Annotated in this window: 25 protein-coding genes, 1 tRNA gene and 1 pseudogene; 13 read left to right on the top strand and 14 right to left on the bottom strand. The window is 68.5% G+C overall.

The window, feature by feature from the left end:
- Window positions 1-23 precede the first annotated feature (23 nt).
- Entirely contained in the window at window positions 24-734 is a 711-nt protein-coding gene (locus tag Pka01_RS07975) for a hypothetical protein (RefSeq protein ID WP_203881947.1), read from the bottom strand.
- 193 nt (window positions 735-927) lie between these two features.
- On the opposite strand from Pka01_RS07975, the gene Pka01_RS07970 reads away from it, so the two are divergent.
- Both Pka01_RS07970 and Pka01_RS07965 read left to right on the top strand, forming a co-directional pair.
- Window positions 928-1275 carry an Imm8 family immunity protein gene (locus tag Pka01_RS07970; protein WP_239114832.1) on the top strand — a complete coding sequence of 116 codons (348 nt, stop codon included), beginning with the start codon at window positions 928-930 and terminating at the stop codon, window positions 1273-1275.
- A 242-nt stretch (window positions 1276-1517) separates the two neighbouring features.
- Entirely contained in the window at window positions 1518-1781 is a 264-nt protein-coding gene (locus Pka01_RS07965; RefSeq protein ID WP_203881946.1) for a hypothetical protein, read from the top strand.
- A gap of 123 nt (window positions 1782-1904) precedes the next feature.
- On the opposite strand, the pseudogene Pka01_RS07960 reads toward Pka01_RS07965, so the two are convergent.
- A pseudogene (locus Pka01_RS07960) lies at window positions 1905-2423 on the bottom strand (YxiG-like protein).
- A gap of 65 nt (window positions 2424-2488) precedes the next feature.
- Between Pka01_RS07960 and Pka01_RS41725 the strand changes: the two are divergent.
- Window positions 2489-2947: an SCO4402 family protein gene (locus Pka01_RS41725; RefSeq protein ID WP_425571052.1), complete on the top strand. Its 459-nt coding sequence runs from the start codon at window positions 2489-2491 to the stop codon at window positions 2945-2947.
- A gap of 176 nt (window positions 2948-3123) precedes the next feature.
- On the opposite strand, the gene Pka01_RS07955 is transcribed toward Pka01_RS41725, so the two are convergent.
- Window positions 3124-3205, bottom strand: a tRNA-Tyr gene (locus tag Pka01_RS07955).
- 138 nt (window positions 3206-3343) lie between these two features.
- Here Pka01_RS07955 and Pka01_RS07950 point away from each other — a divergent pair.
- The 3 genes from Pka01_RS07950 (at window position 3344) to Pka01_RS07940 (ending at window position 6020) form a co-directional block, all read left to right on the top strand.
- Window positions 3344-3823 carry a GNAT family N-acetyltransferase gene (locus Pka01_RS07950; RefSeq protein WP_239114816.1) on the top strand — a complete coding sequence of 160 codons (480 nt, stop codon included), beginning with the start codon at window positions 3344-3346 and terminating at the stop codon, window positions 3821-3823.
- Between the two features lie 53 nt (window positions 3824-3876).
- On the top strand, window positions 3877-4365 hold the full coding sequence (locus Pka01_RS07945; protein WP_203881944.1) for a YajQ family cyclic di-GMP-binding protein: 489 nt from the start codon (window positions 3877-3879) through the stop codon (window positions 4363-4365).
- 443 nt (window positions 4366-4808) lie between these two features.
- Window positions 4809-6020, top strand: coding sequence for an alpha/beta hydrolase (locus Pka01_RS07940; protein ID WP_203881943.1), 1212 nt, complete (start codon window positions 4809-4811; stop codon window positions 6018-6020).
- On the opposite strand, the gene Pka01_RS07935 is transcribed toward Pka01_RS07940, so the two are convergent.
- Entirely contained in the window at window positions 5992-6909 is a 918-nt protein-coding gene (locus tag Pka01_RS07935) for an NmrA family NAD(P)-binding protein (protein ID WP_203881942.1), read from the bottom strand. The two genes, Pka01_RS07940 and Pka01_RS07935, sit on opposite strands and share 29 nt — an antisense overlap.
- Window positions 6910-7041: 132 nt before the next feature.
- Between Pka01_RS07935 and Pka01_RS07930 the strand changes: the two genes are divergently transcribed.
- Entirely contained in the window at window positions 7042-7635 is a 594-nt protein-coding gene (locus Pka01_RS07930) for a TetR/AcrR family transcriptional regulator (protein ID WP_203881941.1), read from the top strand.
- Between the two features lie 122 nt (window positions 7636-7757).
- On the top strand, window positions 7758-8282 hold the full coding sequence (locus Pka01_RS07925) for a hypothetical protein (protein ID WP_203881940.1): 525 nt from the start codon (window positions 7758-7760) through the stop codon (window positions 8280-8282).
- On the opposite strand, the gene Pka01_RS07920 is transcribed toward Pka01_RS07925, so the two are convergent.
- Both Pka01_RS07920 and Pka01_RS07915 read right to left on the bottom strand, forming a co-directional pair.
- Window positions 8234-9439 carry a CU044_5270 family protein gene (locus Pka01_RS07920; RefSeq protein WP_203881939.1) on the bottom strand — a complete coding sequence of 402 codons (1206 nt, stop codon included), beginning with the start codon at window positions 9437-9439 and terminating at the stop codon, window positions 8234-8236. The genes Pka01_RS07925 and Pka01_RS07920 overlap by 49 nt on opposite strands.
- On the bottom strand, window positions 9432-10016 hold the full coding sequence (locus tag Pka01_RS07915; protein WP_203881938.1) for an RNA polymerase sigma factor: 585 nt from the start codon (window positions 10014-10016) through the stop codon (window positions 9432-9434). The genes Pka01_RS07920 and Pka01_RS07915 overlap by 8 nt, the downstream gene beginning before the upstream one ends.
- A 434-nt stretch (window positions 10017-10450) precedes the next feature.
- Between Pka01_RS07915 and Pka01_RS07910 the strand changes: the two genes are divergently transcribed.
- Genes Pka01_RS07910 through Pka01_RS07900 form a run of 3 tightly spaced genes read left to right on the top strand, consistent with a single transcriptional unit; the run spans window position 10451 to window position 12874 of the window.
- Window positions 10451-11308 (top strand): transporter substrate-binding domain-containing protein, encoded by an 858-nt coding sequence (locus Pka01_RS07910; RefSeq protein ID WP_203881937.1) that lies wholly within the window; start codon window positions 10451-10453, stop codon window positions 11306-11308.
- A gap of 4 nt (window positions 11309-11312) precedes the next feature.
- The gene (locus tag Pka01_RS07905; RefSeq protein ID WP_203881936.1) at window positions 11313-12137 is read left to right on the top strand and encodes an amino acid ABC transporter permease; all 825 of its coding nucleotides are present in this window, start codon (window positions 11313-11315) and stop codon (window positions 12135-12137) included.
- The gene (locus Pka01_RS07900; protein WP_203881935.1) at window positions 12134-12874 is read left to right on the top strand and encodes an amino acid ABC transporter ATP-binding protein; all 741 of its coding nucleotides are present in this window, start codon (window positions 12134-12136) and stop codon (window positions 12872-12874) included. The genes Pka01_RS07905 and Pka01_RS07900 overlap by 4 nt, the downstream gene beginning before the upstream one ends.
- On the opposite strand, the gene Pka01_RS07895 is transcribed toward Pka01_RS07900, so the two are convergent.
- Window positions 12871-14277 (bottom strand): FUSC family protein, encoded by a 1407-nt coding sequence (locus tag Pka01_RS07895; protein WP_203881934.1) that lies wholly within the window; start codon window positions 14275-14277, stop codon window positions 12871-12873. The genes Pka01_RS07900 and Pka01_RS07895 overlap by 4 nt on opposite strands.
- A 67-nt stretch (window positions 14278-14344) precedes the next feature.
- Between Pka01_RS07895 and Pka01_RS07890 the strand changes: the two genes are divergently transcribed.
- Together Pka01_RS07890 and Pka01_RS07885 are read left to right on the top strand one after the other, a co-directional pair.
- A complete protein-coding gene (locus Pka01_RS07890) occupies window positions 14345-14812 on the top strand; it encodes a MarR family winged helix-turn-helix transcriptional regulator (RefSeq protein ID WP_203881933.1) in 468 nt (155 codons plus the stop codon).
- A 31-nt stretch (window positions 14813-14843) separates the two neighbouring features.
- Window positions 14844-15437 carry a pyridoxamine 5'-phosphate oxidase family protein gene (locus Pka01_RS07885; RefSeq protein ID WP_203881932.1) on the top strand — a complete coding sequence of 198 codons (594 nt, stop codon included), beginning with the start codon at window positions 14844-14846 and terminating at the stop codon, window positions 15435-15437.
- On the opposite strand, the gene htpX is transcribed toward Pka01_RS07885, so the two are convergent.
- From htpX to Pka01_RS40670, 7 genes are all read right to left on the bottom strand, one after another.
- On the bottom strand, window positions 15425-16273 hold the full coding sequence (gene htpX, locus Pka01_RS07880) for a zinc metalloprotease HtpX (RefSeq protein ID WP_203881931.1): 849 nt from the start codon (window positions 16271-16273) through the stop codon (window positions 15425-15427). The genes Pka01_RS07885 and htpX overlap by 13 nt on opposite strands.
- Window positions 16274-16358: 85 nt before the next feature.
- The gene (locus Pka01_RS07875; protein WP_203881930.1) at window positions 16359-17837 is read right to left on the bottom strand and encodes an NADH-quinone oxidoreductase subunit N; all 1479 of its coding nucleotides are present in this window, start codon (window positions 17835-17837) and stop codon (window positions 16359-16361) included.
- Window positions 17834-19462 carry a complex I subunit 4 family protein gene (locus Pka01_RS07870; RefSeq protein ID WP_203881929.1) on the bottom strand — a complete coding sequence of 543 codons (1629 nt, stop codon included), beginning with the start codon at window positions 19460-19462 and terminating at the stop codon, window positions 17834-17836. Before Pka01_RS07870 ends, Pka01_RS07875 begins: the two co-directional genes overlap by 4 nt.
- Window positions 19459-21354, bottom strand: a complete 1896-nt coding sequence (locus Pka01_RS07865) for an NADH-quinone oxidoreductase subunit 5 family protein (protein WP_203881928.1) — start codon at window positions 21352-21354, stop codon at window positions 19459-19461. The genes Pka01_RS07870 and Pka01_RS07865 overlap by 4 nt, the downstream gene beginning before the upstream one ends.
- The gene (nuoK, locus tag Pka01_RS07860) at window positions 21351-21743 is read right to left on the bottom strand and encodes an NADH-quinone oxidoreductase subunit NuoK (protein WP_239114815.1); all 393 of its coding nucleotides are present in this window, start codon (window positions 21741-21743) and stop codon (window positions 21351-21353) included. Before nuoK ends, Pka01_RS07865 begins: the two co-directional genes overlap by 4 nt.
- Window positions 21744-21776: 33 nt before the next feature.
- Window positions 21777-22316, bottom strand: a complete 540-nt coding sequence (locus Pka01_RS07855; RefSeq protein ID WP_203881927.1) for an NADH-quinone oxidoreductase subunit J family protein — start codon at window positions 22314-22316, stop codon at window positions 21777-21779.
- Window positions 22313-23170: a NuoI/complex I 23 kDa subunit family protein gene (locus Pka01_RS40670; RefSeq protein ID WP_239114814.1), complete on the bottom strand. Its 858-nt coding sequence runs from the start codon at window positions 23168-23170 to the stop codon at window positions 22313-22315. The genes Pka01_RS07855 and Pka01_RS40670 overlap by 4 nt, the downstream gene beginning before the upstream one ends.
- Between the last annotated feature and the right edge of the window lie 73 nt (window positions 23171-23243).

Below are 23243 nucleotides of genomic sequence, written 5' to 3'. Positions count from 1 at the left end.
CCCGCTCCACGCAAAAGCCCTGGTCAGGGAGCCTTGCTGTCTGGGTCGGGATTATGCCGCCCTCTACCTGCCGACGGCGCGAGCCGATTGCACAGCGAACACCAAACCTCACCCGGCTCCAGGAATCCGGTCATCCCGCTGAGCAGCAGTTCTTTCAACCGACCCAGGCCGGTAGCTTCCTTGCTCAAGCAACGTGCGATCCAGATGTCGTGATCATGTGTCCACCAGTTGTCGAGCTGAAGGTGGATAGCGGACACGTCGTCGAACCACCACAGGTCCGCCGGGCCTGAGGCCTCGTCGGCTGGTGACGGGAGGCTGGCATCTGCCAGGACCGGAACCATCCCTCGTGGGGTAGCCAGTTCCAGGATCAGATGCGGCCAGTGGCGCACGGCCACGGCCAACGCGTGTGCCTCCAGCCGCTGGTCAATGCTCCGATTGAGGACCCTGAGAGGCTTGTCCGCGAGAGTCATCCCGGCACGCCCATCCGACAGAATCTCGACTGCCCAGGTCCAATCCCCGTCCAAGATCCCAGGAAAGGCCCACCCCTCGGCTGTGCAGTAGACCGTTGCCTCGCCATCGAGTCCATACTCCATGCCGTTGGGGCCGAGCGCAGGGAACCAGAGCCCGCCGTACCTCTGCTCAAACGCGATCATCGCGTCGATGGCTTCATCGGAAGCGTCTGTCTCGACACCCGCCCGATCGACAGCACGAGCATTCCGCTTGATCCAATCCACGGGCATCGGATCCGACCAACGTGCGAGCTCGTCCAGGAAGCGACGGAGGTGAGGCGATACCAATCGATCCGTCCTTATGTGCACGAACGTCAACCTACGACCGCCCCTCACCAGAAGCACAGTCCCAAGGTAGCCACGGCAACAGTGCGCAGCGCACCCACGGGCTAGCGTGCTGAGCGATCATGGGACGGTGATGGCGCGAGTGATCAGTTTCCGGTGGCCCGATCTTGAATTCGGGCGGAGCATCGACGACCCGGCCCACGCATGTGAGCTGCTAGAGGTGTACGTCGGTCCGCAAGGAGAGCCAGGGGAGGAGCGGTTTCAGATCACCGTCTGCACCCCATCAGCCCTTGCGGAGCAGCTACAGCACCATCCGTTTCTCATTGGCCGGCACTGGCTTTTCGTTCCCGAGTTGCACCCCGCTGAGGTAACCCGATGGTTGAATATTCGAATTTCCGTGCTAGAGGCGCCGACGTGGCGTGAACTTGCCGAGAAGATCGGTCGCATCGGTGCGTGGGAATTCGAGGACTACGACGGCTGATCCTCCGCCGGCTAGCCATAAGGCTGTCAAACCATGCCTGGGAGCCACCGGAACGGACGACGCCAGATCGAGACGTACGGGTCTGAACGACCGCACCCCTAACGGCCGTGATCCATACGCTTCCCAAGCTAACAGCGCGGGTTCGGGTTTCCAGCACCTGCCGTCTTTCCCGATGGTCGATACGTAGAGAACAATCGACTAATCCATGTCTGGGGTACATCTGCGGAAAGGCGCATCGTGTTATGACCTACGAGATCGCTTATCGGTGGAAGGAACTCCTCGTGTACACGGAGGGCTCGCGCAAGTTCAACTTCGACTGCGGGTGGGGGGTACATCCTCCTGTCGTTTACGTCCCCACCCAAGAGATCTGGGATCAGGTGACCCCGTCGTGGATGCATGGCCGTCGATCGGAGATCCTTGATCGCATCGGACGTGATTCTCGCCATGTCATCGAGGAGACAGATGAGGGCTACCCCAACCCCTTGCTCAATCCAGGTCTTTCTTGAGTGCGTGCCCCTTGCGTACCCGTCCGGTCGGCGACCGCAGGGGAATCACAGGGACTCCGAGTTCGATGGAGCCTCCACTGATCTCGGGCGGTTCATCAGAGGGAGCCGCTTCTGGTGTGGGCGCTACTGCACGTCGTTTCCAGCTGAGTCGCCTACGGCCTGGGCCGAGCCCGGCACCGAGAAGGGGGTGTGGCCGGACGGCAGTTCGCTCATGTCCAAGCCGGAAAATACCAGCGTCAGGTCATGTGTGTTTGTCTCAATACGTACCTCATGGAACTCAATGCCGACGGCCGCGGCTCACGCGTCAGCCGACGTCGACTCGGCCACGACCGTCGCCCCGGGATAGAGGTTCTGCCACTTCACACCCCAGATGAACCCATCAAGGGCTACGCCGGTCTCGTAGTCGATGAGACGGTCATCCAACGACTCCTGCCAGACCTTCGAAGGAACCGTCGTCTGGCATCGGGCTTCAACGCAATACCGGAACAGGTATCGCATGTAGGCAGGTTGAACACCGCTTCTCTGATCGGCCGTCCGGTACACGACGACCTCGTAGTCGCGCATGTAGTCGACGAACCCGTGGAACACCAATGCCTGGTCAAAGACATCATCCAGCATCCGCTGGAGAGCCTCGTTATCCACGCAACCCCGGGCCTATAGATCGACTCACCGCTTCGATTCCGCTCTCAGCTCAGTAGCGTGGCTTCATGAGTGCAGAGCCTTCCGCGACACAGCGGGTTCAGTGGCCAGAGCGACGTGAAGATGTTCTGAACGCATTACAAGTCCTCGGCGACCGCGACTATCAAGAGCAACACTGGCGATCAGGACACGGGTGGCCAGACCTTACCAATGCCGTCCACTGGTTAATCGATGACACTTTCATCGACCAAACCGGCGCGCGCGCATTGATCCCTCAGCTATTCCGGGATGAGCGAGAAGCCGACCTCGTGCAGATCGTGGTTGACGCCCTCCTCCGCGTTCTCGATGACCTTGGACCCACCGCCCCAGACGATGCCTATCTCGACCATCCCGCATGGATCAGCGTCCTGCACTCAGCCCACACCGCTCTCCAGGTTCTGTCGCCGGACCAGGAAAACCGTGACGACACCCCCCAGCGCGCCGCAGACCAACGAGAGACATCGCCCAACCAAGCCCCCTGCCCATAAGGGCATCAGTCAGGGGGGACGGTGCGCGTCCGTGCGGGGGCATCTGGGCTTGATCGCGTGCCACAGGCGTGCCATATCCCACGGGAAACAGCAGGGAATCACGGTCACTCATGGATCATGAGCAAAGAGGCCCCTGACCGGCATCTCTGCTGATCAGGGGCCTCTTTAGGCTGGTGTGGCAGGTGCAAGGTTCGAACTTGCGTAGGCTGAGCCGACGGTTTTACAGACCGCTCCCTTTGGCCACTCGGGCAACCTGCCGTGTCAGCTGCTGACCGCAGCGACAGCAAGAAGGATAGCGGACTTCGAGGGTGCACGTGACGTCGGTTTTGCCGGGGAACGACTCGGGTGAAGAGGATATTTCGCCACCCAGCCGCCGGATCGCGCCATAGTAGAACCGTGATCAGATGGGCCGAGGCCGACGACCTCCCGACGCTGGTGGAGGTGGAACTCGCCGCCGACGGCATGTTCGCGCCCCTCGGCATCCACTTCCCTCCCGGGACCACGATGATCGAGGACTGTGACGACCCGGAGACCGTGATCGTCGCGGGCCGGCCACCCGTGGGGTTCGCCATGCTCGGGACCGTCGACGGGCTCGCGCATCTCGAACAGCTCGCCGTACACCCTGATCACGGGAGGCGCGGCATCGGCACGAGCCTGCTCGACGCCGCCTGTGACGCGGCAGTGGCGGCCGGCGCCGCGGCGATGACGTTGACGACGTTTCGCGACGTCCCGTGGAACGCCCCCTGGTACGCGGGCCGCGGCTTCGCCGTAGTTCCCGCGGAGAGGTGGGGACCGGAGCTGACCGCACTCGTACGGCATGAGCACACACTGGGCATCGACATGGAGCCCCGTGTTGTGATGCGCAAAGACCTCTGATCATGCCTGGGCCACTAATCTCAGAGGGCAACGAGGAGAGGACACGGACACCGATGGCCGACAGCAGTTTCGACGTGGTCAGCAAGATCGACCGGCAGGAGGTCGACAACGCCCTGAATCAGACGGCCAAGGAGGTCGGGCACCGATTCGACTTCAAGGGCACCGGGGCCGACATCTCCTGGTCGGGCGAGAGCATCGAGATCAAGGCGAACAGCGAGGAGCGCGCCAACGCGGTCCTCGACGTGTTCAAGGAGAAGATCGTCAAGCGAGGCCTTTCCCTCAAGGTCCTGGACGCGGACGAACCGAGGCTGTCCGGCAAGGAGTACCGGCTGGCGGTCGCCCTCAAGGAGGGCATCGACCAGGACAACGCGAAGAAGATCTCAAAGCTCATCCGCGACGAGGGGCCCAAGGGCATCAAGGCGCAGATCCAGGGCGACGAGCTCCGCGTCAGCAGCAAGAAGAAGGACGACCTCCAGGAGGTCATCGCCCTGCTGAAGGGCAAGGACCTCGACATCGCCCTGCAGTTCACGAACTACCGCTGAAGCAAGGGCGCTGATCAGGCGTTTCATCGACGAGTGGCCGTGTCAGGGCACATGCCGGGCACACGGCCCCGGAGCGTCGTCGACGATGCGCCGGGGCTGCTCGTGAGGCTCAGGCCACTCCCCCACGCAGGTATTCAGCGTGATCGTGGGAGTGGCATGGCCTGACGCCGTCCTCGCCACCCACACTTGCGCCATTGTGAATCACAAATGTGGCGGAAGGAGTGCAGGCCCGTTCCCTCGGGAATGCCGGCGTCAGAAAGATCTCGACCTCTCGCATCTCCATGCGTGCGGCTCGGATTCATTAGCTCAGAGTGAAAGACCGTTATCTGATCCGTCGTTGATGTGATGCCTGTGGGGCGGGAAGGCTGGGGCCCGCAAGACCTCCCAGATGAGGGGGTGCGCGCGGAGGCAGTGGAGAGACAGCTGCCGTCTTTGGAGGTTCCGTGCCCGTCGGCTATCTGATCACTGTGGCGCTCGTCGCGGTCGGCACGTTGTTCGCGCTACGGCCGGTGCCGTGGTCGCGCCCGCTCGGCCGCCCGAGCTACTACTTCGGCCTGGCCGCCAACGAACTGCCGTTCGCGGCCTTCTTCTGGATGCTGCTGCTCCCGACGGCGCTGGCGTTCGCCGAAGGTGACATCGACTCGGCGGGCGGTTGGGCGACCGTCGCCCTGGCCGCCGTGACCACGCCCGGGCTCGCGGTCATCGCCTATCGCGCGCTGGGCGAGCGGGACAGGATCAAGCGCGCCATGGACGAAGGGCTGGGCGCAGGATGGCGCGCTACCCTCGACGCCGACCTGGCCGGCGGGCTGCGGCGCCGGCCCCCGCTGGCCCGCATCCTGTTCCTGCCCATCCTCAAGCGCCGCCCGGATGTCCGGCGCGTGGCCAACCTCGCCTACGGCGACGCGGGCCGCCGCAACCTGCTCGACCTCTACCACCACCGCTCGCGCCCGCAAGGCGCGCCCGTCATGATCCACCTGCACGGCGGCCACTACTCCGGGGGCCACAAGAACAGCCAGTCGCTGCCGCTGCTCTACCGGCTCGCCAGTCAGGGCTGGGTGTGCATCAGCGCCAACTACCGGCTACGGCCCAAGTTCCAGCATCCGGACCACCTGATCGACCTCAAGAGGGTCATCGCCTGGGTACGGGAGCACGCCCACGAGTACGGCGCCGATCCGACGACGCTGTTCGTCGCGGGCAGTTCGGCGGGCGGGCACATGGCGGGGCTGGCCGCGCTCACCCAGAACGACCCCGCCTTCCAGCCGGGCTTCGAGAACGCCGACACCTCCGTGACCGGCGCCATCTACCTGAACGGCTGGTACGGCACCTATTTCGGCCAGGGGCCCGAGTCCTCGCCGCTCGCCCACATCACCGCGGACGCACCGCCCTTCTTCCTGGCACACGGCGACAAGGACACGCTGGTGCCCGCGGCGGATGCCCGACACTTCGCCGACCGGCTACGCCAGACCTCGGCCTCCCCCGTTGTCTACGCCGAGCTGAAGGGCGGGCACCACGCCTTCGACCTGTACCACTCCTTCCGCTTCGAGGCGGTCGTCGATGCGATCGAGGCCTTCACCGCCTGGGTGAGATCCCGGGAGAGGACCACCGTTCCCAAGCCGAAACGATCGGTCACACCGGCTGATGATCAGACCCGTTGAGGAGAGCCTGCCGGTTGCGGGTCGCCCAGTCCGCGAGGTGCAACGGTGGCCGGCCGAGAAGCTCCTCAACCGTCGAGGTGGTCACCGCGGCGTAGTCCATCCGGCCGTCGTACGTCTGCCGCAACCACTCCATGACGCTGGCCGCATACGTCACCTCCATGAAGGACGGCGCGGCGTCCGAGCCCCTGCGCAGCAGGTCGTCCGGAGTCATCACCTGGGCCGTGACGGGGTGATCGAGGGCCTGCCGGAGGATGTCCGCCGCCTGGACTCCGTTGAGGAGGTCGGTCGACATCCAGTACCCCTTGCCCGCGTGGATCTCCGGCCCCTCGGCGAGGACCTTCGCCGCGACGGCCGCCATGTCGTCGACGGCGATCCATCCTGTCGGCTTGTCGCCCATGGGCCAGGGCAGGCGTCCATCGCGGAGCCTCAGGCTTGTCAGCAGATTCTCCATGAACATGTGCGGGTGCAGGTGGGTCCAGGGGATCCCGCTTCCCTCGATGTACCGCTCGACCAGCTCGTGCCACGCGAAATGCGGATCGGTGGAGCGTCCGTTCCCGAAGATGCCCAGATGGACGATGAACCCGACGCCGGCGTCGACGGCGGCGTCCACGATCGTCTTGGCCTGGTGCGTCATCGCCACCGTGTAGCCGGCCATGAGGAACAGCCGGTCGATGCCCTCGAGTGCCGTGGGGAAGGTTCGAGCGTCGTCGAGGTCGAGGTGCACCGCCGCGCGTCCCTCCGCTCGCCAGCGTTCGACCGTCTCGTGGTCGCGTGAGGCGCGAACCACGGCGACCCCGGTCGGGAACGCCTCAAGCGCGGCCGCGATCATCCCTCCGGTCCTTCCGCTCGCGCCGAGCACCAGCACACGTGCACCCTCGTTGTCCTGCATCGTTGCCCCCCTTCGTCATTCGACAGCGATCACTGTCGAATCAAACGATAGTGTTCGCTGTCGTATGCTTCTGTCAAGACGAGGGGAGGGCATGTGCGGACGTGGGCTGCGGATGATCCGAAGGCGAGGCTGATGGAGCGCAAGCGCGACGCGCTCGTCGACGCCGCGTTGCGCGCCTTCCTCGACGAGGGGTACGCGGGAAGCTCGGTCAACCGGATCGCGGCGAGCGCGGGCGTCTCCATCAAGACCCTCTACCGGCATTTCGACGACAAGGACGACCTGTTCGTCGCGGTGATCCAGTCCGCGTGCACCCTGGACACGGACACGACGGATCCGTCCTGGTTCGATGCGCCGCCCCTGACCGGGCTGACCGAGGCCGGAGCGGAATACCTGCGACGCGTGCTGTCGGACGAACAGCTGGGGCTCTATCGCGTGGTCATCAGGGAGTCGCAACGGTTTCCGGAGCTGGGGCAGCGCTACCGGCAGAAGGTGGTCGGGCACGACATCGAACTGGTGGCGCGCTATGTCGCACGCTGGCCGGCCGATCTGCGTGGAAGGGTCAACGATCCCGTTCACGCCGCACGCCGGTTCGGGGCGCTGCTCCGTGAGGGTCTCTTCGAGAGGGCTCTGCTCGGCGGGGCGACCCCGGAAGCGGACGAGATCGACGCCCAGGCACTCCGCGCGGCGACCGACGTCCTCGCCCTCGCCGAGGCGGGCAGGCTCTAGCCGTCCCGCCGCGACGGCATGAAGGGCGATTACCGCCGGATCCACGACAACGGCGCCGGCTTCCGTGCCGCCCTCGCCGCGGGGAAGGCGGCACGTGACCGCGGCGCGGAGGGCGACGCCCGGTGAACGCCGTCTCCGGACTGATCATGGACACCAGCGCCCTGGAGGCATGGGCGCGCCAGGAACCGGCGGCCTTCATGCGACGCGGGGAGATCAAGGAGATGTCGGCCTCCCTGCTGATCCCCTCCGTCTGCGTGGCGGAGGCCTTCTCCCGGGCCGGAACCGACGAGGAACGCCGGCTGATCACACAGATACTCGGGGCGGACTTCACCCTGGGAGGGGAGGAGTCGGCGCTCACCTCCCAGCAGGCGCTCCTGGTCAGCTACCGGCTGCTGAAGGGCACCGCCGTCAGCGACCTGTCTCTGGCTCATGCGGCCGCCTTCTATGACCTGCGCGGCTGGCCCGTCCTGACGCGCGCCCCGAGGTCCTCCGGGCGCGCCATCCCGACATCCCCGTCGTCGACATCCTCAACTGAGCGATCTCACGCCACGGTGAACGCTCAAGAGCACGCGGTCAGTGATGCTCAGGGGGCACGCGTTCAGTTCGGCGCCGCGTCGCTCCACTCCGCCTTCGCGTACACCTCGTAGTCGGCCACTTCGCCAGGCTTGTGGAACCGGTCAGGCTGTGTGTCGACGGTCAGGCGGCGAGGCTTTCCGTCGTCTCCCGGGGGGAGCTCCCGTGAGCCGTGCGGCGGCGTCGCCACGAGATCCCGTACAGCCAGCAGCGTCCCCTTGCCCGGGTCGATGATCCACTGCCGCCGGTAGGTGCCGAGTTGCTTGGGCGCGGTGTAGAGGCCGAGAGGAACGGTCGTCTCGACCGGCAGAGAGATCACCGTTCCGCGGCGGCCCAGGGGGTCGGTCGTCTCACCCTCGGCCTTGACGCCTGGGAGGGTGGCGAGCATGCGGAACGCCGCCGCCCGCACCTCAGGAGGGGCGGGCGCGACGCCCAGCAGGGTGCCGGCCGCATCGCTCAGCGCCCGGACCCGCTTGTCCCCCTTCAGTGCCCGGATCGGCCGCTCTCCGGGCTTCGAGCTGACCGCCTCCCAGTTGCCCTTGATGTTCAGCAGGGCCTTCTCCAATTGCTCGGGCCGGGTGGGCAACGCGGCCAGTTGCTTCACCGTCATACCGAGGAATCGCCGCTCACCGACCACGCGGCAGGGTCCTCCCGTTCTCGTGGGTTTCAGGAACAGAACGCCGGTCCCTTCCGGGATGGGGAACTCCACCGTGGTGGGAGCTCCCGCCTTCTCCCACTTCTGTTCGTCGAGTGCGGTCCACGGGCGGGCGGGCAGGTCGTCGGGGTTGATGCACTGCTTGCCGCTCGAGTCGGTCCACTCGTCGTACTGCATCCTCGATTCGAGCTTGTAGTGGTCCGCCGCGGTCTTGCCGACCGCGTAGATCTCCCCGGTGATGCGGGTGGTGTGCCAGTACTTTCCCGTCGCCCCCTTCTCCACGTTCGTGGCGGCGACCAGCAGCGCGTTGCCCGGCTCGAGAGGGCCCCTGCTCTTCTCCGGACGGACCGGCCGGCTCCCGTCCGGCGCCGGAGAGGAGTTCACGGAGATGACGACGACGGCCCCGGCGACCAGAGCGGCCGCCGAGATCATGCTCACGACCGGAACCTTGAAGCCGCGGCGGGGGCGTGGCGCCACGCCGGACCGCCGCCAGTCGGTGCGCAGGGCGAGCCGGTCCGGGCTCTCCTCTCGGGCCAGCGCCGTCCGCATCCGCCGCAGCTCGTCGATCTCATCCATCGTTCTTCTCCTCGGGGAGGGCCTTACGGAGCTTGGTCCGAGCCCGGTGGATCTTGGCTTTGACGGTGCCGAGCGGCAGATTCAACGTCGCCGCTATCTCGGCGTAAGACAGCTCGCCCCAGGCGAGCAACAACACGGCGCTGCGGTCCTGAGCGCTCAGTGAGGCGAGTGCCTTCGCCAGCTGAGGACCGCATGCCTGGGCGTCGACGCGGTCGCCGGCGAGTTCGGCGACGCCCTCCTCGGCGGGGTCGACGCCCGTCCGGGCGAACGCCCGGTACATGCGGGTCTCCTGCCGATGGTGCCGGGCGATCACGTTGCTCGCGATGCCCCACAGCCACGCCGCGAACTCCGCTCGCCCGTCGAATCTGCCTCGTTGCCGGAACGCGGTGGCGAACGTCTCGGCCACGACGTCATCTGCGAGGGAAGGCCCGAGGCGCCGCTTGATGTAGGCGTGGAGTCGTGAGGCGTGGCGTCGGAACAACTCGCCGAACGCCTCGGGATCCGCCAGGGAGGCCGCGACGATTCCCGAATCGTCGAGCTTCTCCGCGGGCGGACTCACCACTCTCGCCGTAGCCATGGGCCGGTGTGTTCCTTCATGGGTGCGTCCTCCCTGTCCAAGGTGCTGACACCGTCCTCTATCCCGATGGCCGCTCCCCGGTTGCGGTCCGGCGAGAAGAGAGTCGGCGAGCCCGCATTTCCGGCGCACGACGACGCGGGCGCGTACGGAAAGGGCGAGAAGCGCCGGGATGCCCGGACCACAGGTCGGAGGCATGATCGACGCTAGGCTCGCTCATCGGCGGCGGCGGAACAGCGGTCGCCGCCATCACGGATCTCTCCGGCGCATGCTCGGTCTTGTAACGCGACGGTCTCTAAACAACTGTCGTTTTCTGTGGGTCTGTTGTTCTATATGGGGATTCGACCCTAAAGTTCAGCCCGAAGACGGGCCGGTGCAATGTGCCCCTAAACTGCGCATGCAGGAAGTTCGGTTTGTTCCACAATGAGGAGGCCTGCGTGGCTCTCTGGTCCACCATCCCCCGAGCGGCCGCGATCGGCACGACGGCACTGGCGATCACGCTGGCCGCTTCGGCCTGCGGCAGCAGTGACTCGGACGGCACGTCCACCGCCGCCCCGGCAGCGGGGGGAGTCAAGCTCGTCAACGCAGGCAAGATCACAACCTGCACCAACATCCCCTACGAGCCCTTCGAGTTCAACCAGGGCAGTGACGTCGTCGGCTTCGACGTGGACATCGTCAACCTGGCGGCCAAGAAGCTCGGCGTGACGCAGGACATCGTCGACATCGACTTCGCCGCCATCAAGAGCGGCGCGGCCATGAACTCCGGCAAGTGCGACGTCGCCGCCGCCGGCATGACGATCACCGACGAGCGCAAGCAGAACATCCTCTTCTCCGTGCCGTACTTCGACGCGACCCAGTCGCTGATGGCGAAGAAGGACAGCGGGATCACCTCGCTCGCCGACGTCAAGGCCAAGAACCTCAAGCTGGGCGCCCAGGCGTCCACGACGGGTCTCGACTACGTCAAGAAGCAGGGCTTCAACCCGGTCGAGTACGCCGACTCGCCCAAGGAACTCCTCGCCCTGCAGACCGGTCAGGCCGACGTGATCGTCCAGGACCTCCCCGTCGTGCAGACGTGGCTGAAGAAGCCGGAGATCGGCGCCAAGTTCGCGCAGGTGGCCAGCCTCGACACCGGTGAGCAGTACGGCATCGGCATGAAGAAGGGCAACACCGCCCTGGCCACGGTCATCAACGACGCCATCACGGCCGCCAAGGCCGACGGCACCTACAACGCCATCTACAAGAAGTGGTTCGGCACCGAGCCCGGCGCCACCCCGTCCGCGACCCCGACTTCGTGACGTGATGGCCGACCAACAGACGCCCGCCTCCTCCGGGAGGCGGCTCACCCTCCGGCAGCGACAGCGAGCCAGCCGGGGCATGCAGTACGCCGTGCTGATCGCGGTCGCCGTCCTGCTCGCTGCGCTGGCCGACTGGTCGGCCATCCGGCAGTCGTTCCTTAACCTCGATGTCGCTAAGGAGGGCCTGCCCGAGCTGTTCACGGTGGCTCTGCGGAACACCGTGATCTACACCCTGTCGGGCTTCGTCCTCGGCTTCGCCTTCGGCCTGGTCCTGGCCCTGATGCGGTTGTCCCGGGTGGCGCCGTACCGATGGCTTTCCGCCTTCTACATCGAGGTCTTCCGGGGCCTGCCGATCCTGGTCGTCTTCCTGATGATCATCAGTGTGCCGCTCGCCTTCCCCGGCTTCGAACTGCCCGGTGGCGTGTACGGTCAAGCGGCGCTGGGGCTCGGCATGGTCTCCGCGGCCTACATGGCGGAGAACTTCCGGGCCGGCATCCAGGCGGTGCCCAAGGGGCAGATGGAGGCGGCGCGCTCGCTGGGCATGCCGCACGGACGCGCGATGGTGTCGATCATCATCCCGCAGGCCATCCGGATCGTCGTGCCGCCGCTCACCAACCAGCTCGTCGCCCTCCTGAAGGACTCTTCGCTGGTACTGATCCTCGGTGTGACGGCGACACAGGTCGAGCTGGCCAAGTTCGGCAACGACCAGTCCTCGACCTTCGCCAATCCGACACCGCTGCTGGTCACCGGCCTGACCTACCTGTTGATCACCATTCCGCTGGGGTATGTGGCCCGCCGCCTGGAGGCCCGCCAGGGAGGGCACCGATGAGCACCGTAGAGATCAGGAAGCTGCACAAGTCCTTCGGCAGGCTCGAGGTGCTCAAGGGCATCGACTTCAGCGTCGAGAGCGGCCAGGTCGTCTGCGTCATCGGACCGTCGGGCTCGGGTAAGTCGACGCTGCTGCGCTGCGTCAACCTGCTGGAGCAGCCCACCTCCGGCCAGGTGTTCGTCGACGGGGTCGAGCTCACCCACCCGGATGTGAACATCGACGCCGCTCGTCGGCAACTCGGCATGGTGTTCCAGCAGTTCAACCTCTTCGCGCACCTCACCGTCCTGCGCAACGTCACGATCGCCCAGGAGCGGGTGCTCAAGCGCCCGCGGGCCGAGGCCGTACGAATCGCGCGGGAGAACCTGGAGAAGGTCGGGCTCAGCGAGAAGGCGGACTCCTACCCGGCTCAGCTGTCCGGCGGACAGCAGCAGCGGGTGGCCATCGCCCGGGCGCTGGCGATGAACCCGTCGCTGATGTTGTTCGACGAGCCGACCTCGGCGCTCGACCCGGAGCTCGTCGGCGACGTCCTCCAGGTCATGCGACGCCTCGCAGAGGACGGCATGACCATGCTGGTGGTCACCCACGAGATGGGCTTCGCCCGCGAGGTGGCCGACCGGGTGGTCTTCATGGACCAGGGCGTCATCGTCGAGGACGGACCGCCCGAGCAGGTCATCTCCGCGCCTCGGCACAACAGGACACGCGAGTTCCTCCACCGCGTCCTCCATCCGGGGGTCTAGCCGAACGCCGTTCCGGCGCTGGGTGTGGCCGAACCCGGCCGGCTCGGTGCCGGGACGCACGCCGCTGAGACGGTCGAGTGGACCTGCCGAAGCGTCCGGTCGAGCGTCGCGAGGGGCGACCCCGGGTGGAGCACGGCCACCGGTACCAGTTCGGGCACGGGCCTGCGGGCGAGAGCCAGCCGGGTGGCTCCGATGTTGCGCCGCAGCGCGCCTCGGGCCGCCCGCCCGGCCGGTCCGCCGTCGGCGCCCGGATCCACGACCAGGGCTCCGCAGGACGCGAGCGGCTCGACGCAGTCCGCCAGGCCGGGGCGCCGGACGACGCGGCGCCAGGCCAGGCCGGGCTCTGCGGCCACGCGGAGCGCCGCCACGCTCCTGTCGAACTCGCGCCGGCCGTCCTCGCCCGGCTCCTCGAGCAGCTTCCCCAGCGCGGCCAGCGTCCGCGCCAGGTTCTTCCGCATGACCGCCTCGGTCCTGACCGGCACCAGGACCCAGGCCGGCAGGACCGCGCACAGGCAGCCGACGACGACCGCGGCCAGCCGTTCCCCCAGGACCTCCACGCCGGAGACCCCGGCCGGAGCGGCGAGGCCGTACAGCAGGGCGAGAATGCTGGTGACGCAGAAGGACCAGTACGCGTAGTTCCGGTCGCGCAGGATCAGCCCGGCCAGGAGGTAGGCGAAGATCATCACGGCCACGAGCCACCCGTGACCGAGGACGAGGACGCCGACGAGGGTGGAGGTGGCCGTGCCGAGAAGGGCTCCACCGGTGCGCTGGATGCTCCGGTGCAGGACGTGACCCCGGGAGCGCGCCCCCACCGACACGGTGAACGCGCTGATCACCACCCAGGGCCAGTGGCCGGGGAAGATCAGATGGCCGAGGCCGAACGCCAGGGCGAGCGCGGTGGCCGACTGCGCGGCGAACCTCGTGTGAACCGATCCTGTGGTCCTCTCCGGGACCGGCTCACCGGCGGGTGCGCGGATCGAGGTGAGGGCGGTCCATCCGGCCGCGACGGCGCTCGCCACCGCCGCCCACACGAGCGCGCTCCACGGATCGTGGCCCACGGGCACCGGCGCGATGAAGAGCCCCACCAGCGGCAGCAACATCATCCGCCCGATCGCGGCGGCGCGGGGGCCGTACCGGCGCAGGTGGATCGACACGAAGACCGCGGCCACGAAGACGGCCTCTCCCGGCAACGGCGACCAGTGCATCAGGGCGCCGATCAGGCCGGTGACGACGGCGACGGGCACGACCAGCAGCGAACGGCGGCCCGTCCCCGCGCGCTCCAGTGAGATCGCCAGGACGACGCCGAGGATGACGACGCCCAGCGACTGCCGTTCGCCTGAGGCCAGCACGCCCAGGGTCACGGCGGTGCCCGCCGCGGCGACGAAAGAGCGGGGAATTTTCATACGCATATGCGTACGATTTTTGCCGTCTGAAGGCCGTATTAGCAAGAGAAAGCGTAGGATTTCACGAGTGGAAGAGCGTGAGGGAACGGCCGCCGTACGGCGGGGCGCGATGCGGCTCGCCAGACGGCTGCGCGCGGAGAGACCGGCGGAGAGCCTCAGCGGCGCCAAGCTGAGCGTGCTCGCCCATCTCTACCGGAACGGGGGGATGACGCCGAAGGAGATCGCCGCGGCGGACCACGTGCAGGCGCAGACGATGACCCGCGTGCTGGCCGACCTGGAAGGACACGGGCTCGTGCGGCGTGACCGCGACGCCTCCGACGGACGGCGGTCGCTGCTGACCCTCACGCCCTCCGGCGAGGCGGCGCTGGTCGAGGACATGTCGTACCGGGACGAGTGGCTCGCGGCGGCGATCGCCCGGCACCTGTCGCCCGCGGAACGCCACCTGCTCTACCTGGCCGGTGAGCTCATGGACCGTCTGGCGGCGGCGAAGGACGCCCGGCCGCCTGTGGCCGACGCCACCAGGATCGGGGATTAACGGCCCGCGATCGCCGGGTTATCGTCGCGGCATGGGGAAGATCTACGAGCGGCTCACCGACCGGTTGCGCGACTTCGTCTCCACCCAGCCGGTCTACTTCGTCGCGACGGCACCGCAGAGCGGCGGCCACGTGAACGTGTCCCCCAAGGGGTACGCGGACACCTTCGCGGTGATCGACGACACCACCGTCGCCTATCTGGATCTCGACGGAAGCGGCGTCGAGACGATCGCCCACCTCCGTGACAACGGCCGCGTGACCGTGATGTTCTGCGCCTTCACCGGTCCCCCGAAAATCGTCCGTCTGTACGGCACGGGCCGCGTCGTCACACCGCACGACGCGGCCTTCGACGACCTGCTCACGCTCTTCGGCCCGCACCCGGGGGTCAGGTCGATCATCGTGGTCGACTGCGACCGGATCTCCGACTCGTGCGGCTACTCCGTGCCCTTCATGACGTACGACCAGGACCGGACGCTGCTCGACGAGTGGGCCGAGCGCAAGGACGTGCAGCAGAAGCGGGACTACCGGGCCAGGAACAACCGGGAGAGCATCGACGGCCTGCCGGCGCTGCGGCCCGAGGAGACCGACCCGGCGACCCTGCGTTCCCGACCGCGTCAGCGCCGGTAGCCGGCCATCCGCTCCAGGCGGGAGATCCGCTCGGCGATCGGCGGGTGGGTGGAGAACAGCCTGCCGATCCCGGCCTGGCGGAACGGGTTCGCGATCATCATGTGGCTCGCCGACGCCAGCCGCGCGTTCTCGGGGAGCGGCAACTGGCGGATGCCCATCTCGATCTTCCGCAGGGCGGACGCCAGCGCGAGCGGGTCGCCCGTCAGGCGGGCCCCGGACTCGTCGGCCGCGAACTCGCGCGACCGGGAGATCGCCATCTGGATCATCGACGCGGCCACCGGGCCGAGGATCATGACGAGCAGCGCGCCCAGGACGCCCGGGCCCTCGTCGTCGTCGGAGCCGAAGAACAGGCCGATGTAACCGAAATAGGTGATCATCGTGGCCAGCGCGCCGGCGATCGAGCTGATGAGGATGTCGCGGTTGTAGACGTGCGACAGCTCATGCCCGATGACTCCCTTGAGCTCGCGCTCGTTGAGCATGCCGAGGATGCCGTGGGTCACGCAGACGGCCGCGTTGCGCGGATTGCGGCCCGTGGCGAACGCGTTGGGCTGCATGGTCGGGGACACGTAGAGCCGGGGCATCGGCTGGCGGGCGTCGTAGGACAGCTCCCGCACGATCCGGTACAGCACCGGCTGCTCGACCTCGGCGACCGGCCGGGCCCGCATGGCGGACAGCGCGATCTTGTCGGAGAAGAAGTACGCGAGACCGTTGGTGACGAGCACGAGCACCAGCGCGAGCCGCAGGCCCCCGCCGCCTCCGATCCAGGCCCCCACCACCAGGATCAACGCGGACAGCGCTCCAAGAAGGACCGCGGTCCGCAGGCCGTTGTGGTGCACGCCTCCTCCTCACGGTCAGGTGCGTTCAGCCTTACTAACGCCTACGGCCTGGCTGAACGTTCCCCGTTGGGCAGGCGCTGTGATCTCAGCCGACCGCCGACAGAACCACCTGCGGGGCGACGGAGAAGACCAGCGTGACGGCCACCGCCAGCCCCACCGCGACCGCGACGGGGCCGGACCTGGGGCGGCTCGCCCCCGTGGAGAGCGGGGTGAAGAGCCGGGCCGTCCAGGCGATGTAGTAGTACAGCCCGACGACCGTGTTGGCCGCCATCACGACGGCGAGCCAGCCGAGCCCTCCGTCGACGATCGCGCGGAAGACGACCACCTTGGCGAACAGGCCCGCGAGCCCGGGAGGAAGCCCCGCCAGGCAGACCAGCGAGAAGGCGAGGGACAGCGCCGCGACCGGGCTGTGGAAGGCCAGCCCCTGGTAGTCGTCCAGGTCGCCCCGTTCCCGCACCCGGGACACCAGCATGACGACGCCGAACGCCACCAGGTTCATCGCCGCGTAGAACACCAGGTAGGCCACCGAGGCGCCGGCCGCGTCCCGAGGGACCGCGGCGAAGGCGGCGAGCGGAGCGAGGATGTACCCCGACTGGGCGACCGACGACCAGGCCAGCAGTCGTACGGCCTGGCGTTGCCGCATCGCCAGCACGTTGCCGGCGGTCATGGTCAGCGCGGCGATGACGGCGACGACGGGTGCCCACACGGCGGCCTGGTTCGCCAGCGCGATCGTCAGGACCAGGACCAGCCCGGCGAATCCCGCGGCCTTGGAGATGACCGACAACAGCGCCGCCACCGGGATCGGCGCGCCCTGGTAGACGTCGGCCGCCCAGAAGTGGAACGGCACGGCGGCGACCTTGAACCCGAATCCGGCCAGCACGAGCAGGATCGCGACGGTCGTGACGCCCGGGGCGACTCCGATCGGCCCGCCCTGCCCGGACGCGTAGAAGGCGGCGATGCGATCCAGGTACACCGAGCCGGTCACGCCGTACAACAACGAGACGCCGAACAGCATGATCGCGGTGGAGACCACGGACACGAGGAACAGCTTGAGCGCCGCCTCGGACGCCCGGCCGTCGTAGCGGCGCAGCGCCGTCAGCGCGAAGACCGGCAGGGAGACCAGCTCCAGCGACACGACCAGCATGACCAGGTCGCGCGAGGCCGCCAGCAGCACCGCCCCGGTCAGCGTGGCGAGCAGCAGGAAGTACCACTCGCCGACCGGAATCCGCCCGCTCGCCGGCTCCGCCATGGACAGCAGGACGACGACGACCCCGGCAGCGAGCACGAGCGCCGTGAACACGAGCGTGAACCGGTCGAGGACGAACGAGCACGACCCGCCCCCGAGCGAGGGCGGCACGCAGAAGGTGCGCCGCTCCCCTCCCTGTACGGCCTGGGCCACCAGGACGGCGATCGCCGCGGCGACGCCGCCGAGCGCGACGACGCCCAGCAACCGCCCGCCGCCGGGACGTGCGGGGAGGAAGACGTCGAGCACCAGGACCAGGCCCGCCGTCAGCGCGAGGATCAGCGGAACGGCGATGGCGGTGTAGTCGATCGACTGGATCATCCGGCGCCGCCTCCGAGACCGAGGATCGCCTGCACGGCGGGACCCGTGAGGTCGAGCAGCGCCTTGGGCCATACGCCGAACAGGATGGTCAGCGCCACGAGAGGCACCCAGGCGACCAGTTCACGTGACGTCACGTCGGCCAGGCGGCCGGCAGGCGGATGGGAGCCCTCGACCTCGGCGACGGCCGTCCCGGTGGCGACGGGCTCGACCGGCTCGCCGGGTCCCAGCACGACGCGGACCTCCTCCGCCGAGGCCAGTGGCGGCCCGACGGGGACCGTCTCCCGCGACCGGCCGTGGGTCACCCGCGACAACATCACCAGGAAGTACGCCGCCGTGAGGACCGTGCCGACGCCGCCGACGGTCATGAACACGAGGAAGAGCGGCCGGGACAGACCTGCGGCGGGCCGGAACGCCCCGAAGAGGGCGAGCATCTCCCCCCAGAACCCGGCCAGCCCCGGCAGTCCGAGCGAGGCGACGCAGGCGAAGGTGAGCAGCGACCCGATGTACGGCAGCCGCCGCAGCATGCCGCCGCCGAGCCTGACCAGGTCCGCCGTGCCGTACCGCTCCTTGATCCCGCCGGCGAGGAAGAACAGCAGCCCGGTGATCAGGCCGTGGGCGATGTTGCCGAACAGCGCGGCGTTCACGCCCACGGGCGTGAGCGTCGCGAAGCCGAGCAGCACGAAGCCCATGTGGCCGACCGAGGAGTAGGCGATCATGCGCTTGAGGTCGCGCTGGGCGAGACAGGCCAGCGATCCGTAGATGATCCCGACCACGGCGAGCGCCCCGAGCCAGGGGGCCAGGGCGGCCGCGCCCTCGGGCAGGATCGGGATCGCGATCCTGGCGAAGCCGTACGAGCCCATCTTGAGCAGGACGCCCGCCAGCAGGACCGAACCGACCGTCGGCGCCTCGGTGTGCGCGTCGGGCAGCCAGGTGTGGAGCGGCCACATCGGCGTCTTGACCGCGAGGCCGATCCCGACGGCCAGGAACGCGACGATCTGCACGGACCTCGCGATGCCCGACCCGTGCCTGGCGGTCAGCTCGACCATGTCGAGGGTGCCCGCCTGGGCCCAGATCACCAGCAGGCCGAGCAGGAGGACGGCCGAGCCGAGCAGCGTGTAGAGGATGAACTTCACCGCCGCCGCACGCCGGTCGCGGCCGCCCCAGATGGCGATCACGAAGTACATCGGGACCAGCACGACCTCGAAGAACACGAAGAAGAGCAGCAGATCGAGGGCGAGGAAGGTGCCGATCATCCCGACTTCGAGCACGAGCAGCGTGAACACCAGCGCCCGGACGCGCCCGCCGTCCGGGGGACGCCCGGCGAGGTGGACGAAGCACAACAGGCTCAGCAGCGCGGTCAGCACGACCAGCGGCAGCGAGATGCCGTCCACCCCGAGGTGGAACCGCAGGTCGAGGCCGGGGATCCAGGACCAGTCCGTTTCGAGTTGCATGCGGCCCGCGTCGCCGTAGTCGAAGACCACGGCGACGACGACCGCGAGCAGGAAGGTCAGCGCCGACACGGCGATCCCGAACCGGCCGGCTGCCCGCCCGGCGAACGCGGGGGCGGTCAGGGCCGCGGCGCCGGCCAGAGGCACCGCGAGCAGCGCGAGCAGAAGCCAGTTCATCCCAGCACCACCGCCGCCACCGTGATCAGCAGGAGTCCTGCCAGCAGGCCCGTCACGTAGAGCTGGGCGTTGCCGTTCTGGGCCAGGCGCACGACCCCGGACAGGCCCATCGTCAGCCGGCCCGACCCTCGGACGGCGCCGTCGACCACCTGCCGGTCGGTCCTGACGACCCCGTGAGCCAGGCGGAGGATCGGCCGGGCGAACACCGCCCGGTAGGCCTCGTCCACGTAGAAGGCCCGCTCGCACGCCGTCCGGAACGGGCCGAGCATCCGGGCCGGGTCCTGGTGCGGCGCCCCGCGCCAGAAGGTGTAGACGACGCCCGCGCCCAGCAGGCCGACGATCAGGCTCACCAGCGCGGACCCCCAGTCGACCTCGGCGACGTCGGCGAATCCCAGCAGCAGGGCGGGCACGGCGAGCACGCCGATCGGCCAGAGCATCGACCTCGGCGCCTCGCGGCCGTCGAACACGTGGGCCGTGCCCGGCTCGGGCTCGGGCAGCGCCTCGACCCGCGACGGCCCGAAGAACGTCCGCAGCCAGGCGCGCATCGCGTACGCGCCGGTCACTCCGACGGTCAGCAACGCCGCGGCGTACAGGAAGGGCTGGGCCGGGGAGTGGGAGTGCTCGATGGCGGCGATCACCGCATCCTTGCTGAAGAAGCCGCTCGCCGGAGGCAGGCCCATCAGGGCGGCGAAGCCGATCGTCATCCCCGCGAACGTGAACGGGATCGAGGTGCGCAGCCCGCCCATGTGGCTCATCAGGTTGGACCCGACGTGGTGGATCACCGCCCCGGCGCCGAGGAACAGCAGCGCCTTGAACGCGCCGTGCGTCAGCAGATGGAAGATCGCCGCCTTGTCCGACCCCGCCGCGAGACCCCCCGCCATGTACGCCAGCTGGCTGATCGTCGAGTAGGCGAGGACCCGTTTGAGGTCGTTCTGCGCGAGGGCGGCCAGCGCGGCGCCCAGCATGCCGACGGCGGCGACGACGCCCAGGACGTCGAGGGTCGGCTGGGCGCCGAGGAAGGCGGGATAAAGGCGCGCGACGATGAAGATTCCGGCCGCGACCATCGTGGCGGCGTGGATGAGCGCGCTGATCGGAGTGGGACCGGCCATGGCGTCCGGCAGCCAGGTCTGCAGCGGCACCTGGGCGCTCTTGCCCGCGACGCCGGCGAGCAGCAGCATCGTCGCGGTGATCAGGGTTCCTGTCGGGATGTCGGCGCTCAGCACGGCGTCGATCCTGAAGCTGCCCGCGGCCATCCCCAGCGTGAAGATCCCGAACAGGAAGCCGACGTCGCCGAGACGGGTGACGAGGAACGCCTTGACCGCCGCCCTGGAGTTCGCGCGATCCTCCCACCAGTGCCCGATCAGGAGGTACGAGCACAGGCCCATGATCTCCCAGCCGGCGTAGAGGACGATCAGGTCCCCCGCGTAGACCACCAGGAGCATCGCGCTGGTGAACAGGCTGATGAAGGCGCTGTAGGAGGCGTAACGCGGATCGTCGCGCATGTACCCGACGGAGTACACCTGGACGGCGAGCGCCACGACGACCACGAGGACGCCGATCAGGATCGACAGCCCGTCGGCCCGCAACGTGACCGAGATGGGCACCGACCCCGTGTCGACCACCGTGAGCGTGCCCTCGGTGCTCCCCGGGAGAAGCCCGGCCCAGAACGCCGTGCCGCCGGATCCGGAGGCCCGGGCCGACCACACCGCCAGCCAGAGCGTCAGGAGTAACGACGCCGTGCCGGGCGCGATCGCGAACCATGCCGCCCGGCGTGCGGCGGCGCGGTCGTTCGCCTCCGTACGGCTCCCGCCGCGCGGCCAGCGCGAGCCCAGCAGCCCCGCCGCGGCGGCCGCGAACGGTAACAGGACGATCAGGGCCACCACGGGGATCACGATCCGGCCTCCCTGTCGGCGTCCTCGCCCACGGCCACCCGGCCGGGGGAGACCTCGGACTGCGGGGAGACCTCGGGCGCGTCGCCCTCCGCGAGATCACGGAGGCGGTCGACGTCGATGCTCCGCCTGTTGCGGTAGACGGCCAGCACGATGGCCAGCCCCAGGCCGATCTCGGCGGCCGCGATCACGATGACGAACAGCGTGAGCACCTGGCCGCCGTGCAGCCGGTCCCTCAGCCACACGTCGAAGGCCACGAGGTTGAGGTTGACGGCGTTCAGCATGAGCTCGACCGACATCAGCACGAGGATCGCGTTGCGCCGGGCCAGCACGCCGTACACGCCGATCGAGAAGAGCAGGGCGGAGACGACGACGGGGTAGACGATGTGCACCTCAGCCCACCGTCCCGTCGCACGCGGCAGAAGTCATTCCCGCCCCCTGATGTCGGTGCGGGAGATGACGATGGCCCCGATCAGCGCGGCCAGCAGCAGCACCGACAGGGCCTCGAACGGCAGCACCCAGGTCCTGAAGATGCTCGACCCGAGCGGCTTGGCCGCCCCCTGGCCGGGATCAAGCGGGGCGTAGGCCGCGCCGAACCCCGCGACGACGACGCTCAAGAGCACCCCGGCCGTGGCGAGGGCGACGAGCACCGCCGCCCACCGGTTGCCGGAGTCGAGATCGGCCGAGCGTCCGATGGGCGCCCGCGTCAGCATGATCCCGAACAGCAGCAGCACGACGACAGCGCCCACGTAGATGAGCACCTGGACCCAGGCGACGAACTCCGCAGTCAGCACGAGGTAACACCCGGCCAGCGCGCCGAAGCAGAGGACGAGCCACAGCGCCGCGTGGACGAGTTGCCTCGTCGTGACCACCAGCAGCGCGGATCCGAGCGCGACGACGCCGAGCAGCAGGAACACCACCTCCGGGCCGCTGGGCGGCCAGAACCCCGGCGTCTCGGATGTCACGCGTCCTCCCCCGGCCCGTCCTTCGCGGGGTCGCCCGGGCTCTCGGGGGCGTCCGGGGTGCTCGGCTTCTTCGGCAGCGCGCCCGGCGGCCTGATGGAGCGGATGTCCCGCATGGGCCTCGGCGGCTCCCGGCGCGGCGCGCTCTCAGCGGGCGGTGTCCTGCCCTCCGCGGGCGCGCTCTCCTCTGACGGTCCGTTCCCGCCGGGCGGCGTGGTCTGCTCGGCCGGCGTTCCCGTCGGCCGGGCTCCGGTTCCGGAATCGTCCGGTGCGGCGGTCGCGGGCCGGGCGGGCCTGTCGCCCGCCGGCCGTACGGGCCTGTCGCCCGCGGGCCGTCGCGCCGTCTCGGCCGACCGTGCCGGGCGCGAGCCGGCGGCGATCTCCTTGGGCGGCTCGGCGCCGATCTCGTGGGCCGGCGGCGGAGGCACGGTCGCCGCCCACTCGCCCAGCCGGTCCTTCTCGTGGAGAAGATCGCGGATGTCGTGCTCCGAGTACTCGAACTCGGGCGACCAGAACAGCGCGTCGAAGGGGCAGACCTCGATGCAGATGCCGCAGTACATGCACAGGGAGAAGTCGATGGCGAACCGGTCGAGCATGTTCCGTGCCCGGGGCCTGCCACCCTCGGGAGCGGGGAGCGTCTCCTTGTGCGAGTCGATGTAGATGCACCAGTCGGGGCACTCGCGAGCGCACAGCATGCAGACCGTGCAGTTCTCCTCGACCAGTGCGATCACACCCCGGCTGCGAGGTGGCAGGTCGGGCTTGACCTCGGGGTACTGCTGCGTATCGGATTTGCGCAGCATGTGCCTGAGAGTCACCGCCAGCCCCTTGGCCAGCCCTTCTCCTGGTATGCGCGCCATATTCAACATCATGACGCACAAGCGCCGACAGGTGAATCCGGTGGCGCGACCCTATCGGTTATCCACAATTTCC

The sequence above is a fragment of the Planotetraspora kaengkrachanensis genome, from assembly GCF_016862895.1.
GTDB lineage: Bacteria > Actinomycetota > Actinomycetes > Streptosporangiales > Streptosporangiaceae > Planotetraspora > Planotetraspora kaengkrachanensis.
Note: the sequence above shows the minus strand (reverse complement) of the source record. Positions and strands in the feature narration are given on the sequence as shown.